At 66.5% G+C, this 11,154-nt stretch carries 11 protein-coding genes and 1 tRNA gene; 5 read left to right on the top strand and 7 right to left on the bottom strand.

Going from position 1 to position 11,154, the window contains the following annotated elements; all coding sequences use genetic code 11:
* Window positions 1-142: 142 nt before the first annotated feature.
* Window positions 143-1,621 carry a D-glycero-beta-D-manno-heptose-7-phosphate kinase gene (gene rfaE1, locus VFE28_01175; GenBank protein ID HZM14585.1) on the bottom strand — a complete coding sequence of 493 codons (1,479 nt, stop codon included), beginning with the start codon at window positions 1,619-1,621 and terminating at the stop codon, window positions 143-145.
* A gap of 65 nt (window positions 1,622-1,686) precedes the next feature.
* Window positions 1,687-2,244: a D-sedoheptulose 7-phosphate isomerase gene (locus VFE28_01170; protein HZM14584.1), complete on the bottom strand. Its 558-nt coding sequence runs from the start codon at window positions 2,242-2,244 to the stop codon at window positions 1,687-1,689.
* Between the two features lie 246 nt (window positions 2,245-2,490).
* Between VFE28_01170 and VFE28_01165 the strand changes: the two genes are divergently transcribed.
* The 4 genes from VFE28_01165 (at window position 2,491) to VFE28_01150 (ending at window position 6,857) form a co-directional block, all read left to right on the top strand.
* Window positions 2,491-4,008 (top strand): amidohydrolase, encoded by a 1,518-nt coding sequence (locus VFE28_01165; protein ID HZM14583.1) that lies wholly within the window; start codon window positions 2,491-2,493, stop codon window positions 4,006-4,008.
* A gap of 192 nt (window positions 4,009-4,200) precedes the next feature.
* Window positions 4,201-5,415, top strand: coding sequence for a serpin family protein (locus tag VFE28_01160; GenBank protein HZM14582.1), 1,215 nt, complete (start codon window positions 4,201-4,203; stop codon window positions 5,413-5,415).
* A gap of 169 nt (window positions 5,416-5,584) precedes the next feature.
* Window positions 5,585-6,088 (top strand): GyrI-like domain-containing protein, encoded by a 504-nt coding sequence (locus VFE28_01155; protein HZM14581.1) that lies wholly within the window; start codon window positions 5,585-5,587, stop codon window positions 6,086-6,088.
* A gap of 241 nt (window positions 6,089-6,329) precedes the next feature.
* On the top strand, window positions 6,330-6,857 hold the full coding sequence (locus tag VFE28_01150) for an outer membrane beta-barrel protein (protein ID HZM14580.1): 528 nt from the start codon (window positions 6,330-6,332) through the stop codon (window positions 6,855-6,857).
* Window positions 6,858-6,870: 13 nt separating this feature from the next.
* Here VFE28_01150 and VFE28_01145 read toward each other — a convergent pair whose 3' ends face one another.
* The gene (locus VFE28_01145; GenBank protein ID HZM14579.1) at window positions 6,871-7,461 is read right to left on the bottom strand and encodes a metallophosphoesterase family protein; all 591 of its coding nucleotides are present in this window, start codon (window positions 7,459-7,461) and stop codon (window positions 6,871-6,873) included.
* A 184-nt stretch (window positions 7,462-7,645) separates the two neighbouring features.
* Here VFE28_01145 and VFE28_01140 point away from each other — a divergent pair.
* Window positions 7,646-7,721, top strand: a tRNA-Asn gene (locus VFE28_01140).
* A gap of 134 nt (window positions 7,722-7,855) precedes the next feature.
* Here the strand turns inward: VFE28_01140 and VFE28_01135 are convergent.
* The 4 genes from VFE28_01135 to VFE28_01120 form a co-directional block, all read right to left on the bottom strand.
* Window positions 7,856-8,065, bottom strand: a complete 210-nt coding sequence (locus tag VFE28_01135; protein ID HZM14578.1) for a hypothetical protein — start codon at window positions 8,063-8,065, stop codon at window positions 7,856-7,858.
* A 279-nt stretch (window positions 8,066-8,344) separates the two neighbouring features.
* Window positions 8,345-8,899: an NADPH-dependent FMN reductase gene (locus VFE28_01130; GenBank protein HZM14577.1), complete on the bottom strand. Its 555-nt coding sequence runs from the start codon at window positions 8,897-8,899 to the stop codon at window positions 8,345-8,347.
* A 52-nt stretch (window positions 8,900-8,951) separates the two neighbouring features.
* Window positions 8,952-10,193, bottom strand: coding sequence for an MFS transporter (locus tag VFE28_01125; protein ID HZM14576.1), 1,242 nt, complete (start codon window positions 10,191-10,193; stop codon window positions 8,952-8,954).
* 187 nt (window positions 10,194-10,380) lie between these two features.
* Entirely contained in the window at window positions 10,381-11,142 is a 762-nt protein-coding gene (locus tag VFE28_01120; protein ID HZM14575.1) for a 5-oxoprolinase subunit PxpA, read from the bottom strand.
* Between the last annotated feature and the right edge of the window lie 12 nt (window positions 11,143-11,154).

Here is an 11,154-nt window from a genome sequence, read left to right as displayed (position 1 = left end):
TGGGGGTTGTCTACAAGGTCCGCCGGCAGGAGGCGGACGGCTCCAGCCGGCCGGTCGCGAGCGTGGGCCTCGGGCCCACGGAGGTCGATGATCGCGGGAGAGAGATCGGGTTCCTGGGGCATGCGCAAGTTGCCCGGCCGGCTCACGTCGAGTTGTACTTCTCGATGATGCGGCGGACGAGCTCCGAGGTGGAGAAGCCCTCGACGATGGGCACGAGCTCCACCTTGCCGCCGTAGCTCTCCACCAGGTCCCGGCCCACGACCTCGTGGAGGGCGTAGTCGCCGCCCTTCACCAGGATGTCCGGGCGGATGAGCTCGATGAGGGCTACGGGCGTGGGTTCCGCGAACAATGTGACGAAGTCCACGCAATCGAGTGCGGCCAGAACGTGGGCGCGTTCCGCCTCGCCGATGAGGGGACGCCGTTCGCCCTTGAGACGGCGCACGGAGGCGTCGTCGTTGATGCCGACGATGAGGATGTCGCCGAGCGAGCGCGACTTCTGCAACAGCTTGATGTGCCCCACGTGCAGGATGTCGAAGCAGCCATTGGTGAAGACGATACGCTTGCCCTGGCCGCGGGCCTGGGAAACGACTTTCGGAATCTCGCTGCGGGCGACGATCTTGGCACCCTCGTAGAGAGAAGTGCCTTCGAGGGCGCGGAGGATTTCGTCCCGGCCCACGGCGGCGGCGCCGAGCTTGCCGACCTCGATGCCGGCGGCCAGGTTCGCGAGCTCGGCGGCGGACTCGGGCTCGCTGCCGCCGAAGAGCGCCATGGCGAAGACGCTGATGACGGTGTCGCCAGCGCCGGTGACGTCGTAAACCTCGCGAGCCGAAGCGGGAATGTGCAGCGCCGGGCGCTCCGGCCGCAGGAGCGTCATGCCCTCGTGGCCGCGCGTGACCAGGAGGCCGCCGCCGTGGATCTCGGCGAGCACCTTGTGACCGGCGCGGGCGATCTCCTCGTCGTTGTGTGCGGGAACGCCGGCCGCGGCTTCGAGCTCCTTGCGGTTGGGCGTGACGAAATCGAAACCGAGGTAGCGAGTGTAATCGGCACCCTTGGGATCGGCCAGGATGGGCTTGCCCTCCTGCTGGGCGGAGCGGCGCGCCGCGGCCAGCAGCTGGCGCGTGAGGACGCCCTTACCGTAGTCGCTGCAGATGACGCCGGAGACGTGGGGGGCGCGCGCCGCAATGCGTTCGATGAGCTGCTGTTGCAGCTCGTCGCCGATGCGCTGCCTGTACTCGCGGTCGACGCGGAGGATCTGCTGGGCGTGGGCCATGACGCGGAGCTTCGCCGTAGTGGGGCGATGCGCGTCCTCGAGGACGTCCTCCGTGTGCACGCCGATGTCGGCAAGGAGCTGGCGCAGGCGGGCGCCCTTGTCGTCGCGGCCGCAGACGCCGACGAGCCAGACCTCGCAGCCGAGGGCCACGAGGTTCTGCGCCACGTTGGCGGCGCCACCCAGCCCGTCGTGGTACGCCTGCCATTCGACCACCTGCACCGGCGCCTCGGGAGAGACGCGCTCGACGTTCCCCCAGACGTACTCGTCGAGCATCAAGTCGCCGACGACGAGGACCTTGGCTCCTCGGCCCCGGTCGAGGGCGTCGCGCAAGTTGGTGTTCGAAGCCTTCATGATGCGCTCACTCCCGGATCGACGGTGTCAAACTCAGGGCCGATTCTATCATGAGACGGTGGTCTTCATTCACCGAGGCCGGTCTCCACCATCTCGCACAGGATGTGCCCGAGCGTGATGTGGCATTCCTGGATGCGGGCCGTGTCCTGCGCCGGGATGACGATGGCGTGGTCGACGAGGCTCCGAATCGAACCGCCCGACCTACCCAGGAAAGCACCGGTCACGCAGCCGATCTCCTTGGCGCGCACGATGGCGCGCTTCACGTTCGCCGATTCGCCGCTCGTGCTGATGCCGAGAGCCACATCGCCCCGGACGGCGAGCGCTTCGATCTGGCGTTCGAAGATGTGTTCGAAGCCGTAGTCGTTCCCCACCGAGGTCAGGATCGACGTGTCCGTGGTGAGGGCGACGGCGGGCAGGCCGCGTCGTTCGCGCAGATAGCGGCCGACCAGCTCGGCGGCGATGTGCTGGGCGTCGGCGGCGCTGCCGCCGTTGCCGAAGACGAGGAGCTTGCGGCCATCGCCCAGGGCGCGCCGCGTGGCTTCGACGAGTGCGGCGAAAGGCGCGAGCACCTCGGGACCGAGCCGGAGCTTGAGCTCGGCGCTCTCGCGCAAGCGCTGTTGGATGTGGTCCATGTCGTCCCCGCCTTGTCCTGAGCGTGCAAGCCGAAGCGTAGCAAGCACTTCCAGGGCCGTCAAGGAACCCCTGTGGGGCCTCTGGAGCGTTTCCCGGGAGTCGCCGTCGCGGTTATAGTGCAAGGCTACGCCGTTTGCTCGCCAGATACTGTTGTGCCAGTCCGAGGTGAAGGCCAGCGTCGGCTCGTATCGGGGAGAATAACGCTGCGAGCCGGCGATGCCGGAGCGGAGGCGGCGATGAGTCAAGGCGAAGTACTGGTCTTCGAGAACGGCGTCGTCCGCACGCTCGATCCGGAATCTCCACGGCTAGCGGATTGGGTCTTGGTGGAAGGCGGCCGCGTCCGTCGCGTGGGCAGCGGGGAGCCGTACGCCCGAAGCGAGGCGCGGCGGATCGATCTCGGCGGGCGCGCCCTCATCCCAGCCTTCACCGATGCCCACGTGCACCTGACCTGGATCGCCACCTCCTTCATGGGCCCCGACCTGTCGTGGACCGAGGATCCCGAGGAGGTCGCGCTCGGAGTCGGCCGCTGGGAAGAGAAAGGGCGAGGTCCGGGGGGAGAGTGGATCGTCGGCAGTGGCTTCGACGAGAGCACGTGGACGGAGAAGCGCCTGCCGACCCGACGCGAGCTGGATGCGGCGGTGAAGAACCGGCCCGTGCTGGTCAAGCGCGTCTGCGGGCACGTCGGTGTGGTCAACTCGCAGGCCCTGAAGGATCTGCCCCCGGGGGCGCACACGGATCGGGAGAGCGGGCGCATCGCCGAGACGGACCTGTGGGCGCTGAACGATCGCTTGCGCCCGGGCCCGGCGGAACTGGCCGAGATATTGCCGCGCGTCGTGGACCGGCTGCACTCGCACGGGATCACGGCAGTCCACGACGTGACGTCGGCCGAGATGTTCCGCGCCCTGCAGATCGGCCGCGCCCGGTGGACCTTGCCAGTCCGCGTCTCGTGCTCGCTGCCTGCGGACAAACTGGCATCATTGCGCGCCTGCGGCATGCAGAGCGGCCTCGGCGACGCGACGCTCCGCATCCTCGGCATCAAAGTGTTCGTCGATGGCTCGCTCGGTGCGCGCACGGCATTCCTGCGCGAGCCGTATACCGATGACGCCGCCACGCGAGGGGCAGCGCTCTACACCCCCGATGTTCTCGCAGCTCTAGTCGAGGATGCAGATGCGGCCGGCCTGCAGCTCATGATCCATGCTATCGGCGATGCCGGACTGGAGCGCGTGCTCGACGTCGTGGGAACCCGTTTCGCGAACGGCAACCCGCTGCGGCACCGGCTCGAGCACGTGGAGGTGACACCGCCAGATCTGGTGCACCGCCTCGTTGCTTCCGGGCTCTATGCTTGCGTGCAGCCTAACTTCGTCGGGCGCTGGTCGCAGCCGGGGGGTATGAACGAACAGCGACTCGGTGCACGGCTCGCCCACTGCAATGCCTACCGCACCCTGCTCCGAGCCGGCGTGCCGCTCAGCTTCGGCTCCGACTGCATGCCCCTCGGGCCGATGGAGGGGCTGCGCGCTGCGGTCCAGCATCCTGATCCGGCGCAGGGACTGTCACCGCTCGAGGCGGTGGGGCTGTACACGGCCGCGTCGGCCTTCGTCGTCGGGGCCGAGAAGAGGCACGGTCGGATCCGCCCCGGAATGTCGGCGGATTTCGCCGTGCTGAGCGAGGATCCAGCCACGCCGGAAGGCATCGCGAATGCCCGCGTGGAGGCGACGTATTTCGAGGGCCGTCGTGTGTACAGCCGGGAGGGCTGAGACACCGGTCCCAGGCGCGGAGCGCATGCAGACCGAGCGACCCAAACCGCTACGCCAGGGTCCAAGAGTTGCGAGCGGGTCTCGAGCTCATTAGATTGCCTCCGCACCTGACCGAGGGCGACGACGCCCTGCCGCCATCGGGGTTGCCGCGTCGGCTGCTTGGGTCCAGTACCTGAACGCAAGGGGCGCAGCGTGCACGCACTGCGTGTCGTTCGATCCGCTGTTTTCCTGTGCTTCGTCCTACGTGCGGCGATCGTTCTTGCGGCCTCGGGGAAACCCCTCGATCCTCTCGTGCAGGCGTCCAACCGGTTCGGGGCCAAGCTCCTGGGCGAAATTTACCGGCAGAATCCGCGGCAGAATGTCTTCATCTCGCCCGCGAGCATCGCGCTCGCACTCGGAGTGGCCTGGAGCGGCGCCAGAGGCGAAACGCGCGCGGAGATGGGGCGTTGCCTGGGAATCGAAGGCCTCGGCCTCGATTCGTTACACGCCGGCACTGCGGGGCTGCTCCGGTCCATCCACCGTAAGGATCCCGGCATCGAGCTCGAGATCGCGACCTCGCTCTGGGTGGCGTCCGGGGAGGCTCTCCGCCGCGACTTCGTCGAGCGTACCGCCAAGGCGTACGAGGCGCAGGTGGTGCAGCTCGAGCCCGGCGACACCGCCGCACGGATCGATGCCTGGGTGCGGGAGAAGACGCATGGGAAGATCGACTCGATCGTGGACAAGTTGCCTCACGACCTCGTGCTGGAAATCCTGAACGCAGTCTATTTCCACGGCGCCTGGGCCGAGGAATTCGACGAGAAGGAGACACAGGAGAAGCCATTCCATTTGCTCGGCGGAGGGGTCGAGCCGCTGCCGATGATGGCGCGCTATGGGACCTACCCTTACTTCGAGGGCGCTGGATTCAGGGCTGCGGCATTGGCATACGTGGGCGACATGATGCATCTCTGCGTCGTGTTGCCGGATAGCCAATCGGGTCTCGGCGCGGTGATCGCGAGCCTGGCGAGCGACACCGGGTGGGGCTGGGCGCAGCAACTCGAGCCGAGGTATGGCGAAGTGGTCCTGCCGCGCTTCACGCTGACTTACGACCTGACCATGAACGAGGTACTGAAGAAGATGGGAATGGAGCGCGCCTTCGACCCAGGGAGGGCCGACTTCAGCGGTATGGCAGGCGTCGCCGGTGACATCTGGATCAACCGGGTTCGGCACAAGAGCTGGGTCGAGGTGAACGAGCGCGGGACAGAGGCCGCTGCCGTCACCGAGGTGGAGATGACAAAAGGTACGGAAGCCGTGGCCCCGAGTAAGCCGTTCCGGCTGATAGTCGACAGGCCGTTTCTCTGTGTCGTCCGCGACCGCATGACGGGCCTCGTCTTGTTCCTCGGGGTCGTGACGCATCCGCAACAGCTTTGAGGATCTTGCTCCCACAGTCGCCGGCCGGGCCAGGTGGAAGGGCCGCCGCGTCGAAGGGCCGCCGGGTTGAAGGCCCGGCCGGGCCGTGCTAAGATCCCGCGGCTCTGCGTTGCTCGGACACTGGCCGCTCTGGCCGTTGGGCCGGGGCGGCGATTTTGTGGAGGTATGGATGTCCCTCGGGATCAAGCGCACCAAGCCGATGCGAGCGATCCACACTTCCTTCGAGGGCACGCCGGGAGACATCCCGCTGCGCTTGGAGGAGATGTTCGGCTGGGCGCTCGGGCGCAGGCTGCGCACAGGAGACAAGGATTCGTCGGGACGGTACAACCTCCCCTGGACGGCTGTGCTGCACGACGAAGATGGAACGACGCCGGAAACGCCGCGGAAGATCGAGCTCTGGATGCCCATCGATGGAGCCGGGCCGAGCCAGGGCAATTACGTCGTGAAGGACATCCACCACGGCAACGTGGCCTTCATGATCCACAAGGGGCCGATGTCGAAGTTCCAGGAGAGCATCGACCAGCTCTTCGAGTGGGCGAAGCAGAAGGAACAGCCCTACCGCGGGCGCGTGCATCGCCGCATTTACGTGCGTGGGGTGGATGCGAACCCCGAGGACCCCGACTGGGAAGCGGAAATCCAGATTCCGCTGCTGGCCGGGCGCAGCGTCGTCTGAGGCTGGCGGCAGCCGTGCTCGGGCGGGTCGCGTGATGACGTGGTGGCGGGCTCGGGCTGGCTTCATCAAGATGTGCCGGCGCTGCTCGCCTGGCCGCGCGCGGTCCTCGGGCTCTCCCGCGATCTCGACAGCAGCATTGGTTGCCATTCTTCTCGGCAGCTTGCCGCATTGGTCATACGCACAGACCGAAACGCCCGCACCAGAGTTGTCCGGAGTAGGTGCGAGTGCCGCTCGCCGGCTCGTGCTCGTCGGGCTCGAGTTTGGTGCCATCGATGTGGACCTGCCGCATCCCGAGCGACCCGGCGAATCCTTCGGCTCGCAGTTCCGTCTCGGGCTCCAGGCGGGTTACGAGATCACGCGGTGGCTTGGACTGGATGCCGAGGTGGGCTTCTCGTTCCTCGGCGAGTCGGATTCGCTGAATGCGATTCTGGAGGGACAAGGCCGCGAGCCCGGAGCCGCGTACACGCTCGTGGATTGCGGCGTCGGCGTGGTGGCCCGGTGGCCTCTGGGCTCGGGACGCTGGGCCCCGTTCCTGCGCGCCAGCGGCGGACTCGCGTCGCTCGCGCTCTCTTCCCCTGACGGTGGCACGCGGGAAACCGATCCGAGCTGGAGCGCCGGCGGCGGTGTGGAGTGGACCGTGGCGCGTCCCGTCGTACTGCGTTTCCAGGGACGCTGGCTCGGTCAGCGGACCGACGACGGTATCACCCGGAGTCATGCCACGGCGGAGCTGGCGGTTTTCTATTCGTTCTACGCCGGTAACTTCGAATAGCGCATCGAGTGGATCAAGCACTTCTCAATCTCACCTGCTGGACTTTCACCTGGCCTTCCCTCAAGTCGAGCACGGAGACGCTGCCCAGGTCGTCCACTCCCTGCTTGTCCGAAGGAAGCGTCGGGCTACCGGGGTCGAAAAAGACGACGCCCTCGTGCTCCTCGGTCCGCTGTCGATGCGTCCCACCGAATGCGACGGCATCCACCAGCCGGCCGAACCGCCTTTTCATCAGATCGGGTACGGGCTTGGTGAACTGGAGCCCGGCGTCCTCCACCACGATCGCCTTGTCCGGCTTTGTGAGGTTGAAGGTGAGGCCAACGCTCAGGCCGGCCGCCTCGATCACCTTCAGGGGCCCCACGTCTTGTCGCCCGACGGGGATCCAGCCCTTGCCGTCGCCCGCCGGGACCAGCACTGGCGCAACCGCAGCAAGGCGGCCGAGAATGCCCTTCTGGCCGATGTCTCCAAGGTGGACGATGAGGTCGACGCCGACAAAGGCTTCGAGTGCCTGTTGGGGCAGGTCACTGCCGTCCGCCTTGCGGCTGTGGCTGTCGGCCAAGAAACCGACTCGTCGGACGTGGCCGAGCTCGAAACGGGTGTCTGCCATGCTCGACCTCTCCTTCATGTCACCGCCTTCATGGAGTTCCAGCGGTCCACGATCGAGAATACGTTATCTCGCACGCTGGATGTGGAGCCACGGGGCCCCGGGAAGCCGGCGGGCGCGCTTGACAGGGTCTGGCGACCCTGGGAAAATGCGACGCTTGCAGTGCGCAGGTGCTGGCCGATCTTGCTCCTCGGTAGCTCAATCGGCAGAGCGGGTGGCTGTTAACCACTAGGTTGCAGGTTCGAGTCCTGCCCGAGGAGCCATCTTCCAAGTTGATGTGCAGTGGGCGTTTCCTGCTGGGCATTCTGTACGATTCGATCCGACAATTCCTCCGAGCCATCCACAGGAGCCACATGCGGCACTGGATGACGGCGTGGTGCCCAGGCGTTGGCTTCGACTATTGATCCACGCCTCGGTACAGTGACTTCACCGTGCTCCACGTCGAACCTTGCACAGCCACAGGATCCAACGCGAAGAAGCCGGGGCTGAACTCGATCTCGTAGACGTCGCGGTAGTTCGTGGATGTCCCCAGGATAAGCTGATCGGCGACCTCGATCGCCATCTCGATGGAGGCAGTGGCGTGCGTGGAGCCACCACTCCTGGGCACCCCCTCCATATAGGCATGTGCGTGCATGCCGCCACTGATCACGGTTCCCGGCCTCGTCGAGCCGGTCGTGGTTCGCAGCGATGCCCTCCTCCATGCCGGAGGCGATGACGGAATCGCGGACCTCCTTGGACGGATAGAGAGCCGTGCAGGTGAGAGTGGTCTTGCCATCCTGCTCGGTGAAGACCCAGGAGACCTGCGATCCCGGCGATTCGTCCCCTGGCTCGTCACCGCAGCCATAGTCGAGGATCTCCGTGTTCTCGATGCGCTCGTTCGGCAGAGTCATTCCCCGGTCACGAACCGCGCGAAGCCGGCCATGAAATCCGAGAGGGCGGCGCGGATCCTCTCGTCCACGAGCCTGCCCTCGGCATCGAAGACCTTGGCTGCCCCGGCGATGTAGAGCTGCTTGCCGGACCAGGTGCGGGTGCCCAGGGTGCGCAGGACCTGAAGCCACGCTGTTTGCGCGAACCGCGTGCCACCCATCCCTGGCGTTGTCCCCAGGATCGCCACAGGCTTGTCGCCGAAGACTCGGGTGATGTCGGCGGCAGGGCGCGAGAGCCAGTCGATGGCGTTCTTGAAGACTCCCGGGATCGAGGTGTTGTACTCGGGTGTGACAAGGAGGAGGCCGTCGGAGGTTGCGACCTTTTCCTTCAGTGATGCGACGCGGTCCGGGATGCCCTGCTCCCTCTCCAGATCACCATCGTAAAGCGGGATTCCGGCGATGCTCGCCGTCTCGATCTCCACCGTCACGGGTGCGAGTTCGATGGCCGCACGAAGGAGGGCAGCGTTGTACGACGCCTTGCGCAGACTGCCGGCGATGCCGATGATCCGAGCCATGCGCTCACCTTCTCGATTCGAGGCAGATGCTATCAGCGCGATGAAGCAGCGCTCAAGAGCCCGTGGCTGCTATGCGCACGGCGCGGGAGGATTCGAGATGGTGGCCATGTGGGCCGGTCTCGCGGGTGCGTAAGGCGATAGCGAAAAGGACCCCGAAGAGGCTCAGGAGGCCGAAGAGCCAGAGCATGGGCATGTAGCCCTGGGGATTGTCGGCGCCGGCATGACGCGAGTCGTTGAGAGCCCCCACCACCAGGTTGAAGGTCATGAGGCCGATGTTCTGCAGCATGGTCATGAGACCGTAGCCGGTGCCGAGTCGGTTCGCCTCGACCAGGTGTGGCACCGAGGGCCAGAGAACGGCAGGGACGAGGGAGAAGGAAATGCCGATGAGAGCCGTGGAGATCCACAGGTTCCAATTCGTATAGGCCAGGATCGGGAAGATGGTGAAGAGGAGCAGCGAACCAAAGACCATGAACAGCGCCCGGCGGCCGACGCGATCGACGAGCAGGCCGAAGGCCGGCGTGGCGAAGATCGCCGCCGCGAACACGTAGCCGTTCATCTGGCCGGCCTCCTGCAGCGACAAGCCGTGGGCGTGCTGGAAATACTTGATTGCGAAGGTGCTGCGGAAGGGAAAGATGACGGAGTAGAAGGTCACACAGAGCCCGGTGACGTACCAGTAGGAACGATCGAAGCGCCAGAGATCGCGCCAGACGAAACGCTCGGCGGCGGCCGGGCGCTCGAGCTTGAAGCGGCGTTCGGCGCGGGATTCCAGGACGAAGTAGCCGATGCTGCCGAGGAGCCCCACCGTACACAAAGCCACCGCGAGCAGGAGAGGCTGCTGCCAGCCTGCGTCGTAGAACGTCTTGGCCCAGGTGGGCGAGAGATCGGCGGCGAGGGAGCCGGCGCGGGCGATGCTCAGGTTGATGCCGAAGGCGAAGCCGAGCTGGCTGCCGACGAACCACTGGCCGAGGGCAGTCGTGATCGCCACGATCATGGATTCGGCGCCGAGGCCGAAAATGAGCCGGCCCGCCGCCATGACCGTGAAGTGCGAGGACGAGGCGGTGATGGCGGCGCCGAGGACGCAGACGAAGGTGAAGTAAAGGGTGGCGCGACGCGTGCCGAAGCGGTCGACTAGGATGCCGCCGATGAGCACCATGATGATGTTCGGGAAGCTGTAGATCGCATTCAGCGTGCCGATCTGCGTGTCCGTGAAGCCCAGGTGCCGTTGCAAATGGTCGGCCAGAGGCGCCACGGCATCGTAAGCGTAGTAGTTCCCGAACATGGCGATGCTCACCATCACCAGGACGCTCCAGCGCACGGCGGCGGTGGGCGGCTGTTTCGGTGTAGGCGGGATCTCAGAGCGACGTTGCGATGCAGGTTGGGAAGAGAGGAAGAGCACGAGACCACCCGTTGTCAGGGCCGTCGGCCGCGAGTGCCGCGCAGCGTAGCAAGCGGCGCTACCCGGCACAACCCTGGCGTTTGGCTCAGCCCGCGGCGCGGAGTTGGAAGCCGCGCCCCTCGAGCTCGCGACGGACCGCCGCCGCGATGGCTGGGGCGTTCGGCGTGTCGCCATGGACGCAGAGGGTCTGGGCCTCGACGGGAACCGGGCTCCCGGAAACGGACATCACCCTCCGGTTGATGGCGATCTCCACCGCTTGAGCCGCGGCCGCGTCTGGGTCCAGGATCAGCGCGTCCGCATGCCGGCGGGCGCGCAGCGTGCCGTCGGGCTCGTAGCGGCGGTCGGCAAAGGCTTCGGCGGCGACGCGGAAGCCCTCCTCCTGCCAGAGCCGCAGCATGGCCGATCCGGCGAGTCCCACGAGCAGCAACTCGTCGCGCCACGTCGAGAGGCCGGTCGCGATCGCTCGCGCCACCCGAGGCTCGCGCACCGCGACGTTGTACAAGGCGCCGTGCGGCTTGACGTGCCGCACCGAGTACCCGTGCCGCGCCGCGATGTCGAGCAATGCCCGCACCTGCTGAGCGACGGTGTCCTCGATCTCTCCGGAGGTTAGCTCCATTTCCTCCCGACCGAAATGGGCGGGATCGGGGTAGCCCGGGTGAGCGCCGATGCAGACGCCGTAACGGTCGGCGAGAGCCATCACGGCCGCCATCGTCTCGGGCGTGCCGGCGTGGCCGCCGCAGGCGATGTTCGCCGAGGTGATGCAGGCGATGAGCTTTTCTTCCGAGCCATCGGCGAGGGCTTCGGGGACTTCCCCGACATCGGCATTGATGTCGATCCAGCGTTCCATCTGCGTCGACTC

The organism is Candidatus Krumholzibacteriia bacterium, from assembly GCA_035649275.1.
Classification (GTDB): Bacteria; Krumholzibacteriota; Krumholzibacteriia.
Note: the sequence above shows the minus strand (reverse complement) of the source record. Positions and strands in the feature narration are given on the sequence as shown.